This window comes from Qipengyuania sp., from assembly GCF_043423005.1.
GTDB lineage: Bacteria > Pseudomonadota > Alphaproteobacteria > Sphingomonadales > Sphingomonadaceae > Qipengyuania.
The window spans coordinates 1-15,413 of the sequence record NZ_JBHWMI010000041.1 but is presented as its reverse complement, the minus strand read 5'-3'; the positions used below and the strand labels follow the sequence as shown (position 1 = coordinate 15,413).

Sequence of the window (15,413 nt, the reverse complement as noted above, 5' to 3'; positions counted from 1 at the left end):
GGGTTGAATGTCGCGCGCGGGGATGTCGTCGATCAGGCGGCGCTGGTCCGCGCACTGCAAGACCGGCAGATCGAGGCGGCACTGCTCGATGTGACCGATCCCGAACCGCTTCCGCCCGAGCATCCGCTATGGGCGCTAGATAATGCGCAGATGACCATGCACCTGTCCGGTCGCGCCCAGACCAGGATGTTCCAGCGCAGCGCGGACCGCTTTCTCGCCAATCTGGGCCGCTGGCATGCTGGCACCCCGCTCGAGCCGCTGATGGACCTCGAAGCGGGGTACTGAGGGCGCGGATCAGGCCTCCTCCAGCATCAGCAAGGCGCATTGTACGGCAAGGCGCGGCGAAGGAAGCAGGCGGTGATCGACCTCGGTAACAGCCGCGTCGGCGACTAGCTGGCCGGGCAGGGCGAATTCATGGTCGGGCAGGGCGGCTACGAACCGCTCGCCCGCCGCCAGAGCCTCCTCGCCTGCGAAGACGAAGGTGAACTTGTGGCGCGTGCCGGCATAGGTGATGCTGGCCCAGGGTTCTTCGTTATGCGTGAGCATCTGGCCTTGATGCTCGCCAAGGTTCAGCAAGGCATCGCGCAGGCGATCGCCCGGCGAACGTCGCGCGCAGCGGCGGCGGGGCAGGGGCGCTTCAACCGACATCGGCCTGGCCCCGCACGTGTTCCGCCAACGCCGCATTGAAGCCATTCATGAAACCGCGGATGCGGGCCTCGGTCCCACTGCGCGGTTCGCGTCCCATCCGCAGGTCGAGGACGAACCGCGGATCGTGGGCGGCCAGTCGGCCGAACTTGGTTGGCGGCATATCATGAGCGGCGAGAAAAGCCTCGATCGAGCGGATAAGCATGGCGATTGCGATCCTTGAGATATAACGCGATTCGTTGTCCGTTCCCCTTATGTTCCAATCCAAATCCTACTTGTCTAGGAAAAATCCTATGATATAGGATTTGCCGATGAACAAAACCAGCAGCGACGAGAGCGAAGCGCGAGACCGGCTGCTCGCGGCTGCGCGAAAGAGGGGGACCAGCCTTGCCGCGCTGTCGCGGTTGATCGGCCGCAACGCAGCCTATCTCCAGCAATTCGTCGCGCGCGGCAGCCCTCGCCATCTGGACGAGCCAGACCTGCGCCGAATCGCGGAGTTCCTGGGGATTGACGCCGGACAAATTGCTACGCGCAAGACGCATCCATCCACGGACGGGGGCGAGCGAAGCTCAGAGAATTATCTTGCCATCCCGCGGCTCGCGCTCGACGCATCGGCCGGGCCGGGGCGGATCGGCGCTCAGGAAATTCCTTTCGATACCTATCGCTTTTCCCGCCGCTGGCTGCGCGAGAATGGCCTCGAAGGATCACAGCTCAGCGCGGTTCGGGTCGAGGGGGACAGCATGGAGCCGCTGCTGCGTTCGGGCGACGAGATTTTCGTCGACCACACCAAGCGTGCGGGCGAAGGGGTCTTCGTGGTTCGCATAGGGGAGGCGCTGCACGTCAAGCAGGTCCAGGCCAGCGCGCCCGGAATGCTCAAGCTGGTAAGCGCCAACGAAGGCTATGCGCCAGTCGAACTCCCCCGCGGCGAGGTCGAGATCATCGGGCGGGTGGTGTGGAAAGGTGGGCGTATCTGACGTCTCCTCCGCCGGGGACGGCAGGAACCAAGACCGGCGTTCCAGCGTAAATCCGGCGCATCGTCAGAGAGGATAAGTCCATGAACAAGCTGCTGCTTGGTGCCGTAATGACCGGAACGCTGATGCTGGGAGGTTGCGCCACCTACGGCGGCGGCCTGTTCGGCGGGTACGACGATGATCGCTACGGCGACCGCTATGGCGACAATTACGGTTATTCCGGCGGGCAGGATTTCGAGCGCGCGGCAGCGAACGCCTGCGGCCGCGAAGCCTCGCGCTATGGCCGGGCAACCATTTCGCGGGTCGTCCAGGAAAACCGCGACGAGGTGGTGGTAACGGGCCGCATCCGCACCAACAACGATCGCAACGACGAGTTCGGCTGCACCTTCAACCGCGATGGCCGGATCGTCGATTTCCGCCGCTTCTAGTTCCTCGCTGTGGGCGGCGCGGTTGCATTGCGCGCCGCCCGCCCCCACTGTGGCTGGATGACAGGACAGCAACCCGTTCCGCCCATGAAGGTCGGCATCGTGCCGGTCACACCGTTGCAGCAGAACTGCTCGCTGATCTGGTGCACTGCGACCAACCGGGCGGCGCTGGTCGACCCCGGTGGCGATCTTGACCGCCTGAAGGCCGCGGTGGCGGACATGGGGGTGGAGCTCGAGAAGATCCTCATTACCCACGGCCATATCGATCACTGCGGCGAGGCCGGCGTCCTTGCCCGCGAGCTGGGCCTTCCGATCGAGGGCCCGCACGAGGCGGATCGTTTCTGGATCGCGCGGCTTGATGAGGACGGTCGCCGCTATGGAATGGATGCGCGGGTTTTCGAACCCGATCGCTGGTTAGCCGATGGCGATACCGTGACGGTGGGCAATCTGACACTCGAAGTCATTCACTGTCCTGGCCACACCCCCGGGCATGTCGTCTTCTTCCATCGGCCGAGCAAGTTTGCCATCGTCGGCGATGTGCTGTTCCAGGGCAGCATCGGGCGGACCGACTTTCCGCTTGGCAACCACGCCGATCTCATTGCGGCGATCACGCAGAAGCTGTGGCCGTTGGGAGATGACGTTACCTTCGTACCGGGGCATGGGCCGGCCAGCACGTTCGGCCAGGAACGGCGAACCAACGCCTTCGTCAGCGACGCGGCACTCGCCTGACGGCATTGGCGAGCGGGTTCGTGCGCGCTCTTGCATCCTGCCAGCAACCCGTTATAGGGCGCCCCTTCACCGTCACGGTCGGGACCGCAAGGGCGCTCGCACAGCTTGTGCGGCGACGGAGCATCCCCTAGGGCGGCTAACCGAAACGCCAGATTTTGTTTGAGGAACAGGTGCCGTCATGGCTGTCCCCAAGAGGAAAGTATCGCCCCATCGCCGTGGCAATCGCCGGGCCCATGATTCGCTCAAGGTCGAGGCGCATCACGAGTGCAACAATTGCGGGGAGCTCAAGCGTCCGCATAATTTGTGCCCGCATTGCGGCTACTACAACGGGCGCGAAGTGATCGCTGTCGGTCTTTAAGACCGCCGATTGACACGGAGTTTGCCATGAGTTTGCCGCGTATCGCTCTGGACGCGATGGGCGGAGACGAGGGCGTGCGCGTGATGATCGAAGGCGCGGCTATCGCGCGCCGTCGTCACGATCGCTTCAAGTTCCTGCTGGTGGGTGACGAGCCGCAGATCAAGGCGGCACTTGCCACGCATCCCGGAATGGCCGGCGCGTCCGAAATCCTGCACTGCGAAGATGTCATCGCGGGGGACGAAAAGCCCTCGCGTGCCCTTCGACGTGCCCGCAAGACCAGCATGGGTCTTGCGGTGGATGCGGTGAAGCGGGGCGAGGCCGGTGCGGCGGTTTCGGCCGGAAATACCGGCGCGCTGATGGCGATCAGCAAGGTCGCGTTGCGGACGATGCCCGGGCTCGACCGGCCGGCACTGGCCGCGCTGCTGCCGACACTGACCGACGAAGACGTCATCATGCTCGACCTCGGCGCGAACCGCGAGTGCGACGCCCGCAACCTGGTGCAGTTCGCGATCATGGGGGCCGCCTATTCGCGGATCGTCTTCGGCAAGGAACGTCCGCGGGTGCGCTTGCTGAACATCGGGACTGAGGAGACCAAGGGCACCGAGGATATCCAGGAAGCGGCCAACAATCTGCGCGAAGCGGTCGGGCTGGCAATGGAATTCGAGGGTTTCGTCGAGGCCGACAAGATCAACCGCGGCAATTGCGATGTCATCGTGACCGACGGCTTTTCCGGCAATATCGCCCTCAAGGCGATCGAGGGGGCGGCGCGCTTCGTCACCGATTTGCTGAAGGATGCGTTCCGTTCGTCGCTGCGTTCCAAGATCGGCTTCCTCGTCAGCCGTCCCGCGACCGAACTGCTGCGCCACCATCTCGATCCCAACAATCACAACGGTGCCGTCTTTCTCGGCCTCAACGGGGTGGTGGTGAAGAGCCATGGCAGCGCCAACGCACTGGGGGTCGCGAATGCGGTCGAAGTGGCGGCGCGTCTGCTCGAGGACGACATTCTCGAGCGCATCAAGCACGATCTTGGCCAGTTCGTCGGTGACGGGCTGGCAGTGAAGTGATCCGTTCGCACATCATCGGCAGCGGATCGGCATTGCCGGCTAAGTGCGTGTCCAATGCCGAACTGGCCGAACGCGTCGACACGACCGACGAATGGATCGTCGAACGCACGGGCATTCGTCAGCGTTTCATCGCCGGCGAGGGGGAAACCACCGGATCGCTGGCAACCGAGGCGGCGCGCAAGGCGCTGGACGATGCCGGGGTCGATGCGCAGGACATCGGCCTGATCGTGCTGGCCACCGCGACACCGGATCAGACATTCCCCGCAACCGCGACCACCGTCCAGCATGCCCTCGGCTGCAATGGCGGCGTTGCTTTCGACGTGCAGGCGGTCTGTTCGGGCTTCCTTTACGCCATGGCGACGGCCGATGCGATGCTGCGCACCGGCATGGCCCGCCGGGCCCTTGTTATCGGAGCGGAAACCTTCAGCCGGATCCTCGACTGGGAGGATCGCACCACGTGCGTTCTGTTCGGGGACGGGGCGGGGGCGATCGTGCTCGAAGCGCGAGACGGCGACGGAACGGATGGCGCAGGCATTCTTGCCACCCGCCTCCACGCTGACGGTGCCTATTCCGAACTGCTCTATGTCGATGGCGGCCCGTCCACCACCGGCGAAGTGGGCAAGCTGCGAATGAAGGGCCGCGAGGTATTTCGCCACGCAGTGGTCAACCTTGCCGAGGTGCTGGGCGAAGTGCTCGATGATGCGGGCATCGTCGCGAGCGAGATCGACTGGATCGTGCCTCATCAGGCGAACCTGCGCATCCTCGATGCCACTGCGCGCAAGCTTGGCCTTCCGGCGGAGCGGATGGTCGTCACCGTTGGCGATCATGCCAATACTTCTGCGGCCTCGGTGCCGCTGGCCTTCGATGTCGCGCGCAAGGACGGGCGGATCAAAGCCGGCGACCTCGTCATGTTCGAGGCGATGGGGGGCGGCTTCACCTGGGGCGCATCGCTTGCGCGGATGTAGGAATGACGGGCCGGATCGCATCACCGTTCGGGCGGGGCGATTTGGCATTTGCAAGGCGATACGATAGGTTACACGAGCTATTCAATCAGGGTCGCATCTGGAAAGGCTGACATGGATTTGATGCGTTCGGCAGGCACCCTGACCCGCGCCGATCTGGCGGAGAAGATCAACCGCAAGATGGGCCTGAGCCGGGCGGATTCGCTGGCAATGGTGGAAACCATCCTCCGCCTGATGAGCGAGGCGCTGATCAAGGGCGAGAACGTCAAGATTTCGGGCTTCGGCAGCTTCATCCTGCGCGACAAGGAAGAACGCATCGGGCGCAATCCCAAGACCGGGATCGAGGTCCCGATCACGCCGCGGCGGGTGATGACGTTCCGGGCAAGCCAGCTCTTGAAAGACCGCATCGCGCAAGGGTAAACCGCGGCATGGCGATCTTCGACGACGGCAAGGACGAAAGCGCGCTGCGCACCATCGGCGAAGTATCGGCTGCGACCGGCATCCGGACCCATGTCCTGCGCTATTGGGAGCAGCAGTTCCCGGAACTGCGCCCGCTGACCCGCAGTGGTGGGCGGCGCTATTATCGCCCGCAGGACGTCGCGCTGATCCAGCGGATCGACCTTCTGGTGAACCGCCAGGGATACACTATCAGGGGTGCGCGTGCGGCGCTGGAACTGCCCACGGCGGCGCAGGCCCCCATCACCGTTCCTGCGACTCGCGCGGCGGAAACGGGCGACATTCGCAGTTCGCATCTGCAACGGTTGCGATCCATCCGTGACGACCTCAGCCGGGCACTGAACGCCTGAACTTCGAAGAACGCGGGGGTATCATTCCGCCGCCAGCAGTTCTTCCGCCCCGCCCAGATCGACACTGACCAGCCGGCTGACCCCGCGTTCGATCATGGTGACGCCGAATAGGCGATGCATCCGGCTCATTGTCACCGCATTGTGCGTGACGATAAGATAGCGAGTGTCGGTCTCGCGCGTCATGTGTTCGAGAAGATCGCAGAACCGTTCGATATTCGCATCGTCGAGCGGCGCATCGACTTCGTCCAGCACGCAGATCGGAGCGGGATTGGTCAGGAACAGCGCGAAGATCAGCGCGATGGCGGTCAACGCCTGCTCGCCCCCCGATAGCAGGGTTAGCGATTGCAGCCGTTTACCGGGCGGCTGGGCGAAAATTTCCAGCCCGGCTTCGAGCGGATCGTCGCTGTCGATCAGCGCCAGTTGCGCCTGCCCACCCTCGAACAGGCGAGTGAAGAGGCGGCGGAAATGTGCATCGACTTGCGTAAACGCTTCGCGCAGACGTTCGCGACCTTCGCGGTTGAGGTTACCGATCGATCCGCGCAGCCGGGCGACTGCTTCGCGCAATTCCTGTTGTTCGGAGGCATTGGAACCATGCTCGCCTTCCATGCGGGTCAGTTCCTCGGCGGCGACCAGATTGACCGGACCGATCCTTTCGCGGCTGACAACGAGGCGGTCCATTGCGGTGCTTTCGGATTCCGCTGTGCCGACATCGCTGCCTGCGAAGGCGAACTTGCCCGGCAGAAGCGGGGGCGGGGTCTGGAACCGCTCGCCCGCAATCCGGGTCATCTCGATGCGGCGGGCATCCTGGCTCGTTGCCCGTTCGGCCAGCGCGGCCCGCTGTTCGCGCAGTTCGGAAAGAAGGTCCTTCGCCGCCGTCAGGGCGCGTTCGGCTTCTCCGGCCGCCGCACTCGCACCGGACAACGCCGCTTCGGCTTCGACCAGTTCGGCCGACAGCCGTGCGCGCACCGTTTCGCCCTGATCGAGTTCGCGGACCAGACCCTCGGGCCGGGCGGCGGCGATCGCCCGCTCTTCATCAAGCTGGGCGAACCGCTGGGTCGTCTGTGCCAGGCGGCGGGCCGCTTCACCGGAGCGCGCCTGCCAGCTGGCCATATCGGCTCTTTGCGCTGCGGTGCGTTCGCGGATGACGGCAATATCCTGATCATGCGCGGCGAGCCTTGCGGCAGAGTGCTGGAAAGCGGCGCGGGCGGCGTCATTGCCCTCCTGAGCCTTTGTCAGCGCCGCGCGTCCGGCGGCCGGATCGGGCAGGGCATCCTGCTTTCGCCTCGCCTCCTCCTGTGCGGCTATGGCTTCTCTCAGCGCGGATTCATGCTCTTCGGCCATGCGGGCAAGCGAGGAACGCTGGAGGGCGAACTGTTCGCGCCGCCCCTCTGCCTGGTCGAGCGTGCGCAAGGCCGTGCGCTCATTGTCACCCGCCTTCGCGACCGCGCGCTCTGCCGCCGCGGCGTCTTGCTGGACGGCGGTTAGCGCGCGTTCTGCCCGGTCGTATTCGGCCTGCCGCCGGGCGAAGCTTTCCTGGGCGCGGGGCAAGAGAGTATCGAGGTCGGCCAGCCGATTGTCGGCCTCAAGACGTGCCGCATCGGCGGCACCCTCGCCGCGCACCGTCAGTCCGTCCCAACGCCGCAAGATGCCATCGCGCGTGACCAGGGTTTGCCCAGGATCGAGCGGGCAACCATCGTCGGCCTCGGCCACCACGACCCGCGAAAGATAGGCGCGCAGTTCCGGCGGGCACGCGGCGAGATGGTCGAGCAGGCTTGGCGTGCCATCTGTCTGAAGGTCGACGCCCGCCCAATACCGTCCCTCTTCCCCGTCTTGCGGTGCGCCAATCAGGGCCTTGCCCTCGCGCCCGAGCGCCGCGGCAAGAGCGCGTTCGTACCCTTTTTCCGCACGAACGGCCTCGATCGCCGGTCGGCGGCCCGATCCTTTGGTGACCGCCCGGAGCCGCGCCTCGCGGTCGCGCGTCAGGGCGGAATGTTCGCGCTGGATGCCGGCCAGTTCGGCGCGGGCTTCGGACAGCGCGCTTGCCGCCTCCTCCCGCGCCGCCTGCGCCCCGCTTCGCGCAGCGCGCGATCGTTCGAACGAGGCGCGGGCCTCGTGCAGCGCCGCGCCTGCTTCATCGGCTGCCGTGCGAGCCGCGGTCACCGCGGCATCGATGTCTTCGCGGCCAAGTGCGTCTCGCTGGACGCGGAGCCGACGGGCATCGCTTTCCAGGCGGTCGAGCCGCAGCCGGGCCTGCGCCACTTCGGCTTCGACGACGCGCCATTCCGCTTCTACGGCGGCATTGTCGGCCAGCGCCTTGGCAAGTGCGAGTTCTGCCGCGCGGGCGGCGGCTTCGGCCTTTTCCGATGCCAAGACGAGCGCCGGGCGCTGCGCCTCGCCTGCGGCGAGCGTGCTTTCCTGTTCGGCAAGGTCGCGTTCGAGGCGGGCCAGAGCGTCCGCAGCGTCGCGGGTAAGGCGATCGGCGTCGCCGCGATCCGCTTCCAGCCGCTCCTGCTCGCGTGCAAGGTCGGCAATGCGTTGTTCCGCGGCCTCGAGCTGCGAGGCAAGCGTCGCCATCCGGTGCCCGTGCGCGCTGGCATCCGCCCGCCGATCGGCCTGCGTGTCGCGAGCCGCAGCAAGCGCCTCTGCCGCGCTATGCTGAGCCTTCTGCACCGCCTCGGCGGCCCGCTGCGCGGCGGCAACCTTCCCCTCGGCATCGAGCGCCGCTTGCCTGGCCTGGTCCGCCGCCGCCGCGGCATCGCGCCAACGGGCAAAGATCAGCCGCGCCTCGGCGACCCGGATTTCATCCGACAGCTGGGTATAGCGTTCGGCCTGCCGCGCCTGGCGGCGAAGGGTCGCGATCTGGCTATCGAGGCCGGCCATCAGATCCTCGAGCCGGGCGAGGTTCGCCTCGGTCTGCCGCAGCTTGCCCTCGGCATCGCGGCGGCGGACGTGAAGCCCGGCGATGCCGGCCGCCTCCTCCAGCATCATGCGCCGTTCGGCCGGCTTGGCGGCGATCACCTGGGCAATCTTGCCCTGACTGACGAGGGCCGGCGAATGCGCTCCGGTTGCCGCATCGGCAAAGGTCAGCGCGACATCCTTGGCCCGCACGTCCTTGCCATTGACCCGGTACGCCGAGCCGGCCCCGCGTTCGATACGCCGGACGATCTCGAGATCGCCGCCGCCGGCATCTTCTGCCGTCAGGACCACCTCGGCAAAGTCGCGCGGCGGCCGGTTGGCCGTGCCGGCGAAGATGACGTCGTCCATCCCGCCGGACCGCATCGATTTGGGCGAATTTTCGCCCATTACCCAGCGGATCGCCTCGAGCAGGTTGGACTTGCCGCAGCCGTTCGGGCCGACGACCCCGGTCAGTCCCGGTTCGATGCGCAAGGTGGCCGGTTCGACGAAGCTCTTGAAACCGCTCAATCTGAGCTGGCGGATGAGCATTCGCCCCGGCCTTTCCCTTCGCGCTCCGCCCTCAGCGCGCGCCGGCGCTCTGGAGGGCGGGCTCGATTGCGGCCCAGGTGTTGCCGTCGAGACGGCGGCCGTTGAGGAAGAATGTCGGCGTGCCTGTCACCTCGTCGGCCTGGGCCACGGTCTGCGACTGGTTGGCGATCTGTTCGATCTTGGCAGTATCGCCAAGGCACTGGCGCGCCTGATCCGCCGAAAGCCCGCGCGCGGCGAAGAAATCAATCAGGCCGCCGGCCTGGGCGAGCGAGACGAAACGCTGTTCGGGCGGGGCGGACATCGCGGCCTCGAAAGCGGCAGGATTGTTCTGCATCGTCCCGGTGATCTGGTCGAGCGAACCCCACACCTGATCCGACAGACCATGATAGCTGGTCGGCGTGCCGCACTGCGCCAGGACGTCGATGGCGACGTCCAGCGGATTGAGGAAGATCGGGCGGATTTCGAAGCTGACCCGGCCGGAGGAAATGTATTCCTCCTGCAACGCAGCCGTCGCGGTTTCGGCAAAGGTCGCGCAATGGGCGCAGGTGTGGCTGGCGTATTCGACGAGCTTGATCGGCGCATCGGGATTGCCGAGGACGAAGCCGCCCTGTTCGGTCTTGCTGGCAATTTCGAGCCAGCTCGATCCGGCCGGTGCCGGGATCGCGGCGATCGCTTCGCCTTCGACCGCGCCGCTGGCGCCGGCGGCGGGTTCGTCAGCGTTCCCGCACGCGGCGAGGGCAAGGGTGAGCGGGGCAAGAAAGGCAAGGCGGGAAAGATGCATCGGCGGTGTCCTCGGTCTGCTTCGAGACGGCATAGAGACGGATGGAGAATTGCGCAAAGGCGGGCGCTGCGGCTCGTCCACAGGCGAGAGGCCGCGGCTCAGCGCGCGGCTGGCCCCTTGAGATATTGGTCGAGCACCGGTTGCAGCGCCGCCCAATTGTGCACCCCGTCCAGCCGCTTGCCGCCGATCAGGAAGCTGGGCGTGCCTTCCAGACCGAAGGCGGCCATATCACTCTGGCTGCGACCGGCGATGGCTTGCGCTTCCTCTCCATCGGTCAGGCAGACGTCGAGCTGCGCGCGCGAATAGCCTCGGCCGGCCATGATGTCGTAGAAATCGAGGTCGCTGGCGATAGCCTGGGCACGGCTGCCGAAGCTGCCGGTGCGCCAGCGGGTCATCTGCGCGTCGGTCATCGTCTTGATCCGGGCCATCCATTCGGGATGCCGGCTCATGATCGCTTCGTGGTTCCTGAAGAAGTTTGCCGGCGGCCCGCATCGCACCGCGAGACTGGCTGCAAGATCGACCGGATCGCGGATGAGGTGCCGGATTTCGTAGCTGACCTTGCCGGTCGGCACGTACATGCTCTTGATCGCCCCGTCGCCCGTGCGCGCGAAGGTGGCGCAGTGCGAGCAGGTATAGCTCATGAACTCGACAAGCTTGAGCCCGGCTTCAGGATTGCCGATGCGGTGCCCCCCGGCGGTTTCCGCGATTACCGTGGCCCAATTGCCCTTCGCCGGGCGCTCATCGGACCCCAGCCCCTGGGCCCCGGCGGCAACACCGACAGTGGCGGCGGCGACGAGCGCCAGCGGTGTCACAAGTTGGCTTACTCGCTTCACGTAAGTGGTCCTTCCCTGTCCAGCCCACGGGCCAGCGATTCAAGCACCGCCCGCAATTCGGGATCGCCGATATCGCGCAGGCTGTCCCCCAGTTCCATGGGAATCGGCTTGAGCGACGGCGGCGTGTGCGCAGCATTCCTGCCCGGCGGCGGCTTTACCGCACCTTGCCGGAGTTTGATCCGGGCAACCGCACGATAGCCGAAGAAGAGATTCACGCGCTCGGCAATCCCGGCGAGCACCTGCTGGATCAGCGGGGCATGCGCGGGAAGTACGACCAGTTCGAGAATGCCGTCCGATTTCTCTCCGGGGGGAAAACGGATCATTTCCGGTGAACAGACGCGGGCGTGCGCCTCGCCCACGATCTCGGGCCAGCGGCTGACGATCGACGACTGGACGAAGCCGAACCGGCGAAAGGCGGGACGGCCGATTTGCGGCATCAGGTCCGAGATCGCCTTGGCCGGGCCGCCCCGGGGCCGTTCGTACGGCTTGGCCAACTTCGCCCGGGGGGCGGGGCCGCTGCGCGGGGGCCGGGGCCCGTCTCTGGTCTTGCCGCTTTCCATCTTCCCGCGCGCCATGCCATAGGGCAGGGCCCAGTTCCAGCATGGCCGCATCCGTTTCCGACCGTCTTCTTGCGTGGTACGATCGCCATCATCGCGATCTGCCGTGGCGTGCGCCGCCCGGCGCGCCGCCGATGGACCCCTACCGGGTGTGGCTGTCCGAAATCATGCTGCAGCAGACCACGGTTGCCGCGGTCAAACCCTACTTCGCCGCCTTCGTCACGCGCTGGCCGACCCTGGCAGATCTGGCGGCGGCCGACGAGGCGGATGTGCTGGCCGCATGGGCCGGGCTCGGATATTACTCGCGGGCCCGCAATCTGGTGCGGGCGGCGCGGCTGGCGGCGGCATCGGGCGGCTTCCCGCAAACCGAAGCGGAGCTGCGCCAGCTACCCGGACTTGGCGCATATACCGCAGCAGCGATCGCCGCGATCGCATTCGGCGAACGGGCGGTGGTGGTGGACGCCAATGTCGAACGGGTCGTCTCCCGGCTGTTCGCGATTGCCGATCCCCTGCCGGGCGGGCGCCGCGCCATCCGGCAAGCCGCCGATGCCATCACGCCGACCGCCCGTGCAGGTGATTTCGCGCAGGCGATGATGGACCTGGGCGCAACTATCTGCACGGCCCGGGCACCCCGATGCCTGCTATGTCCGCTGGCTGCCGGTTGCCGGGGGCGCGAAACCGGCGATCCTCAGCAATATCCTGTCAAGGCACCCCGGCGGGAGAAGGCCCTGCGCCGCGGGACCGCCTTCTGGATCGAGCGCGACGGGCTCGTATGGCTGGTGCGCCGTCCGCCCGCAGGTATCCTCGGCGGAATGAGGGCGCTGCCGGCAGATGGCTGGGACGCGAGGATCGATGGCGATGCTGCCCTGCCGCTCCCCGGAATGTGGCAAAGCGCCGGTGCGGTACGGCATGTCTTCACCCACTTCGCGCTCGAACTCGAGGTGCTTGTCCTTGCGGTTCACGAGGATGCCGCGCCGGGGCCGGGACAATGGTGGCCCGTCGACCGGCTTGACGAGGCCGGATTGCCCACGCTGTTCGAACGGGCGGCGCGTCTGGTGCTTGCCGCGCGGGAAGGCAATTGACCGTTCATCGGCCAGACGCCATCACCGGTACGCCTACGAACCCAAGGACCCCTTATGGCCTATCGCGAATTCGATCTTGCGCCCTGTTCCCGGCGCACCCTGCTGCAGGGCGGTGCCTTTCTCGGCGCAAGCGCCCTGCTCGCAGGCGCACCGCTGGGCCGCGCCTTGCAGGCTCGCGAGGCGGCGGCCGGGGAATGGCCCGCGATCCGCAAGCTGGTGAGCGATTATGTCGGTACCGGCAAGCTTCCCAACATGGTGGCCGCCCTCGGCTGGGGCGACCGCCCGGCGGAGATCATCGCGGCAGGCAACCTCGCCTTCGGCAGCACGGTCCGCGCCGATGCCGACAGTCTCTATCGCATATACTCGATGACCAAGCCGATCACCGGCATGGCGGCGATGATGCTGATCGACGACGGACGCCTCGCCCCCGATCAGCCGCTTCACGAACTGATCCCCGCCTACAGGAACATGCGCGTCCAGAGGATCTATGACGGCTCGCTGAGCGATCTGGTGCCGGCAGAGCGGCCGATCACCATTCGCATGCTGCTGACGCACACGGCCGGGCTCGGCTACAACGTGGTGCAAAAGGGCGCGATCAGCCGCTATTACACGCAGCAGGGACTGATACCGGGCCAGGTCTCGCGCCTGCCGATTCCCGGCATGGGCAGCGGGGCGGCGATCCGCGGGCTCGACAATTTCGCCGAGGAACTGGCAAAGGCGCCGTTGGTGCTGCAGCCCGGAACGCGGTGGAGCTATTCGGTCAGCCTCGATCTGCTCGGCCGGGTGATCGAGGTTGCCAGCGGAATGCGGTTCGATGCTTTCCTGCAGGATCGCATCTTCGCGCCCGCCGGGATGACCAGCACCTATTTCCGCGTGCCGCAGAGCGAAGTGGGCCGGTTCACCACCAATTACGGGATTCTTGCCGGCACCCCCGTTCCGATCGACCCGGCGCAGGCGTCGATCTATCTCGATGCGCCGTCCTTCCCGTTCGGGGGGGCAGGACTGGTGTCGAGCGCCCGGGACTACGACCGCTTCCTCAAGCTGCTGCTGGGCTATGGCGTGATCGACGAGCAGCGGATCATGAGCGAGGCGGCGGTGCGGGCCGGCACCTCCGACCTTTTGCCGGAAGGGGTCGTCACCAAGGGCACTTGGATCGAAGGGCAGGGTTTCGGCGCCGGCGGGCGCGTGGCGAACGGCGCGTTCGGATGGGGCGGCGCGGCAGGCACTGTCGGGCTGGTCAGCTATGCCGCCGGACTGCGCGGAACGATGATGACGCAGTACATGCCGGTCGATACCTATCCCATCCACGAAGCCTTTCCGGCGGCACTGATGGCCGACGTCGCCGCGCTGCAACCCGCCTGAGGCGGCGGGGGTGCTTGCCTTTACCGGGTCGCCGCTCGACCGGGCGGACAATCTTCGCGCCGACCCCGAAGCTTTGGCCGGACTGATGACTTGGCGGGCCCGGCTGCTCGCTCTCGACGGTCTGACCCCGCAACTCGGCGACGCGGACCGGCTCGTCTGGACGACGCTGGCCGATGCGCCGGACGGGGCGGAGCTGGTCTTTCTCGGCCTGGACGACGGACGCCCCTGTTTCGCCGCGATCCCTGCCGCGGGCGATGCGGCCCCGCGCTTGGCGAACCCGCAGCTGTGGGGATTGATGGCGCGCCTGCCCGCGGCCGATCTGGCGCTTTATGGCGGCGCCCGCAGCCTGATCGACTGGCACGCCCGGCATCGCTTTTGTGCCCAATGCGGCGGCGACACCCGGCTCGCCAAGGGTGGGTGGCAGCGCGATTGCGGTGCCTGTGGTGCGCAGCATTTCCCGCGTACCGACCCGGTGACGATCATGCTGGTCGAGTATCGGGGAAGGCTTCTCCTCGGGCGCGGGCTGGGCTGGGGAGAGGGGCGATATTCCGCGCTCGCCGGCTTCGTCGAACCGGGCGAATCCCTCGAAGAAGCGGTCGCCCGCGAGGTGCTGGAAGAAACCGGGGTGACGGTCCCTTCGGCAACCGTGCGCTATATCGCTAGCCAGCCATGGCCATTTCCGAGCCAGTTGATGATCGGATGCCATGTCCGGGCATCGAACGATGCGATCACGCTCGACACGACCGAGCTTGCCGATGCACGCTGGTTTTCCCGCGAAGACGTCGCCACGGCTCTGGCTGGCAAGGGGCCCTTCACCGCCCCGCCGCAGCAGGCGATTGCCCATCATCTGCTCCACTGGTGGCTAAACCAGCCGGCGACCGCATAGCCGGCTGCCGGCAAAACGCCCCACGAGCCGGATTTGGCGTTGTCACCTTCGCCCGCTTTGGCTAAGTGCCCGCCCGTTGCCGCTTTAGCTCAGTTGGTAGAGCACATCATTCGTAATGATGGGGTCAGGTGTTCGAGTCACCTAAGCGGCACCACTTCCTCATTTGGTAATCCGTCGGGTTTGACGGCGGCGTTCGGCTAAGGCGTTCGTGGCCTGCTTCGCAGTCGGCCGATGACGCTGACGTCCGCTCCCTCGCGCTTACTGAAATCCGGCACTATGCTTGTCCAGCACTTGCTCCACGTCGGAAAGGGCGCTCAGCAGTTCGTTGTGCCAGCCATCGGGCGGAAGCTGGCGAACGGCAGAGTGGGCCGCGCATACTGTCCTCGTCTCCGCCCAGCTTTCCGCCAGGTCGCGGGCCCATCGCCGGAAGTCCGCCGCTGCCTCCTTTCTCGGCTGCAACGCCTTGCTCAGCATCGGATGAAATCGCAGCCGCGATTGCGGGAGGATA

The 15,413-nt window shown here is 66.4% G+C and carries 18 protein-coding genes, 1 tRNA gene and 1 pseudogene; 13 read left to right on the top strand and 7 right to left on the bottom strand.

Annotated elements, in window-relative coordinates:
* A partial coding sequence (locus tag ACHFFA_RS07190) for an NAD(P)-dependent oxidoreductase (protein ID WP_394270161.1) occupies positions 1-285 on the top strand: 285 nt, incomplete at its 5' end.
* A 9-nt stretch (positions 286-294) separates the two neighbouring features.
* Here ACHFFA_RS07190 and ACHFFA_RS07185 read toward each other — a convergent pair.
* On the bottom strand, positions 295-648 hold the full coding sequence (locus tag ACHFFA_RS07185) for a hypothetical protein (RefSeq protein WP_394270160.1): 354 nt from the start codon (positions 646-648) through the stop codon (positions 295-297).
* Complete coding sequence (locus ACHFFA_RS07180) at positions 638-850, bottom strand: hypothetical protein (RefSeq protein WP_394270159.1); 213 nt, start codon at positions 848-850, stop codon at positions 638-640. Before ACHFFA_RS07180 ends, ACHFFA_RS07185 begins: the two co-directional genes overlap by 11 nt.
* Positions 851-956: 106 nt before the next feature.
* Here ACHFFA_RS07180 and ACHFFA_RS07175 point away from each other — a divergent pair, with 106 nt between their 5' ends.
* From ACHFFA_RS07175 to ACHFFA_RS07140, 8 genes are all read left to right on the top strand, one after another.
* Positions 957-1,619, top strand: a complete 663-nt coding sequence (locus tag ACHFFA_RS07175; protein WP_394270158.1) for a S24 family peptidase — start codon at positions 957-959, stop codon at positions 1,617-1,619.
* Positions 1,620-1,699: 80 nt separating this feature from the next.
* Positions 1,700-2,044 carry a hypothetical protein gene (locus tag ACHFFA_RS07170; RefSeq protein ID WP_394270157.1) on the top strand — a complete coding sequence of 115 codons (345 nt, stop codon included), beginning with the start codon at positions 1,700-1,702 and terminating at the stop codon, positions 2,042-2,044.
* An 84-nt stretch (positions 2,045-2,128) separates the two neighbouring features.
* Positions 2,129-2,770 (top strand): MBL fold metallo-hydrolase, encoded by a 642-nt coding sequence (locus tag ACHFFA_RS07165; protein ID WP_394270164.1) that lies wholly within the window; start codon positions 2,129-2,131, stop codon positions 2,768-2,770.
* A 178-nt stretch (positions 2,771-2,948) separates the two neighbouring features.
* Complete coding sequence (rpmF, locus tag ACHFFA_RS07160) at positions 2,949-3,128, top strand: 50S ribosomal protein L32 (protein ID WP_394270156.1); 180 nt, start codon at positions 2,949-2,951, stop codon at positions 3,126-3,128.
* Between the two features lie 26 nt (positions 3,129-3,154).
* Positions 3,155-4,192: a phosphate acyltransferase PlsX gene (gene plsX / locus ACHFFA_RS07155; RefSeq protein ID WP_394270155.1), complete on the top strand. Its 1,038-nt coding sequence runs from the start codon at positions 3,155-3,157 to the stop codon at positions 4,190-4,192.
* A complete protein-coding gene (locus ACHFFA_RS07150) occupies positions 4,189-5,157 on the top strand; it encodes a beta-ketoacyl-ACP synthase III (protein WP_394270154.1) in 969 nt (322 codons plus the stop codon). The genes plsX and ACHFFA_RS07150 overlap by 4 nt, the downstream gene beginning before the upstream one ends.
* A gap of 120 nt (positions 5,158-5,277) precedes the next feature.
* Positions 5,278-5,574, top strand: a complete 297-nt coding sequence (locus ACHFFA_RS07145; RefSeq protein WP_394270163.1) for an integration host factor subunit alpha — start codon at positions 5,278-5,280, stop codon at positions 5,572-5,574.
* A gap of 8 nt (positions 5,575-5,582) precedes the next feature.
* Positions 5,583-5,960: a MerR family transcriptional regulator gene (locus ACHFFA_RS07140; protein ID WP_394270153.1), complete on the top strand. Its 378-nt coding sequence runs from the start codon at positions 5,583-5,585 to the stop codon at positions 5,958-5,960.
* A 21-nt stretch (positions 5,961-5,981) separates the two neighbouring features.
* Here the strand turns inward: ACHFFA_RS07140 and ACHFFA_RS07135 are convergent, their stop codons facing one another.
* The 4 genes from ACHFFA_RS07135 to ACHFFA_RS07120 all read right to left on the bottom strand — a co-directional run bounded on the left by ACHFFA_RS07135 (position 5,982) and on the right by ACHFFA_RS07120 (position 11,593).
* Entirely contained in the window at positions 5,982-9,404 is a 3,423-nt protein-coding gene (locus tag ACHFFA_RS07135; protein ID WP_394270152.1) for an AAA family ATPase, read from the bottom strand.
* A 31-nt stretch (positions 9,405-9,435) separates the two neighbouring features.
* Complete coding sequence (locus ACHFFA_RS07130) at positions 9,436-10,185, bottom strand: thioredoxin domain-containing protein (RefSeq protein WP_394270151.1); 750 nt, start codon at positions 10,183-10,185, stop codon at positions 9,436-9,438.
* Positions 10,186-10,283: 98 nt separating this feature from the next.
* Complete coding sequence (locus ACHFFA_RS07125; protein ID WP_394270150.1) at positions 10,284-11,018, bottom strand: DsbA family protein; 735 nt, start codon at positions 11,016-11,018, stop codon at positions 10,284-10,286.
* Positions 11,015-11,593 carry a DUF721 domain-containing protein gene (locus ACHFFA_RS07120; protein ID WP_394270149.1) on the bottom strand — a complete coding sequence of 193 codons (579 nt, stop codon included), beginning with the start codon at positions 11,591-11,593 and terminating at the stop codon, positions 11,015-11,017. The genes ACHFFA_RS07125 and ACHFFA_RS07120 overlap by 4 nt, the downstream gene beginning before the upstream one ends.
* A gap of 26 nt (positions 11,594-11,619) precedes the next feature.
* On the opposite strand from ACHFFA_RS07120, the gene ACHFFA_RS07115 reads away from it, so the two are divergent.
* From ACHFFA_RS07115 to ACHFFA_RS07100, 4 genes are all read left to right on the top strand, one after another.
* Positions 11,620-12,657, top strand: a complete 1,038-nt coding sequence (locus ACHFFA_RS07115) for an A/G-specific adenine glycosylase (protein ID WP_394270148.1) — start codon at positions 11,620-11,622, stop codon at positions 12,655-12,657.
* Positions 12,658-12,711: 54 nt separating this feature from the next.
* Complete coding sequence (locus tag ACHFFA_RS07110) at positions 12,712-14,019, top strand: serine hydrolase domain-containing protein (protein WP_394270147.1); 1,308 nt, start codon at positions 12,712-12,714, stop codon at positions 14,017-14,019.
* Between the two features lie 85 nt (positions 14,020-14,104).
* Positions 14,105-14,905, top strand: coding sequence for an NAD(+) diphosphatase (nudC, locus tag ACHFFA_RS07105; protein ID WP_394270162.1), 801 nt, complete (start codon positions 14,105-14,107; stop codon positions 14,903-14,905).
* 78 nt (positions 14,906-14,983) lie between these two features.
* Positions 14,984-15,059, top strand: a tRNA-Thr gene (locus tag ACHFFA_RS07100).
* 104 nt (positions 15,060-15,163) lie between these two features.
* Here the strand turns inward: ACHFFA_RS07100 and ACHFFA_RS07095 are convergent.
* Positions 15,164-15,413: pseudogene (locus ACHFFA_RS07095) on the bottom strand (hypothetical protein); the annotation flags it as partial.

Coding starts and splice junctions, on each gene's coding strand:
- ACHFFA_RS07185 (WP_394270160.1), bottom strand. CDS start 648: ATGTCGGTTGAAGCGCCCCTGCCCCGCCGCCGCTGCGCGCGACGTTCG.
- ACHFFA_RS07180 (WP_394270159.1), bottom strand. CDS start 850: ATGCTTATCCGCTCGATCGAGGCTTTTCTCGCCGCTCATGATATGCCG.
- ACHFFA_RS07175 (WP_394270158.1), top strand. CDS start 957: ATGAACAAAACCAGCAGCGACGAGAGCGAAGCGCGAGACCGGCTGCTC.
- ACHFFA_RS07170 (WP_394270157.1), top strand. CDS start 1,700: ATGAACAAGCTGCTGCTTGGTGCCGTAATGACCGGAACGCTGATGCTG.
- ACHFFA_RS07165 (WP_394270164.1), top strand. CDS start 2,129: ATGAAGGTCGGCATCGTGCCGGTCACACCGTTGCAGCAGAACTGCTCG.
- rpmF (WP_394270156.1), top strand. CDS start 2,949: ATGGCTGTCCCCAAGAGGAAAGTATCGCCCCATCGCCGTGGCAATCGC.
- plsX (WP_394270155.1), top strand. CDS start 3,155: ATGAGTTTGCCGCGTATCGCTCTGGACGCGATGGGCGGAGACGAGGGC.
- ACHFFA_RS07145 (WP_394270163.1), top strand. CDS start 5,278: ATGCGTTCGGCAGGCACCCTGACCCGCGCCGATCTGGCGGAGAAGATC.
- ACHFFA_RS07140 (WP_394270153.1), top strand. CDS start 5,583: ATGGCGATCTTCGACGACGGCAAGGACGAAAGCGCGCTGCGCACCATC.
- ACHFFA_RS07135 (WP_394270152.1), bottom strand. CDS start 9,404: ATGCTCATCCGCCAGCTCAGATTGAGCGGTTTCAAGAGCTTCGTCGAA.
- ACHFFA_RS07130 (WP_394270151.1), bottom strand. CDS start 10,185: ATGCATCTTTCCCGCCTTGCCTTTCTTGCCCCGCTCACCCTTGCCCTC.
- ACHFFA_RS07120 (WP_394270149.1), bottom strand. CDS start 11,593: ATGGCGCGCGGGAAGATGGAAAGCGGCAAGACCAGAGACGGGCCCCGG.
- ACHFFA_RS07115 (WP_394270148.1), top strand. CDS start 11,620: ATGGCCGCATCCGTTTCCGACCGTCTTCTTGCGTGGTACGATCGCCAT.
- ACHFFA_RS07110 (WP_394270147.1), top strand. CDS start 12,712: ATGGCCTATCGCGAATTCGATCTTGCGCCCTGTTCCCGGCGCACCCTG.
- nudC (WP_394270162.1), top strand. CDS start 14,105: ATGACTTGGCGGGCCCGGCTGCTCGCTCTCGACGGTCTGACCCCGCAA.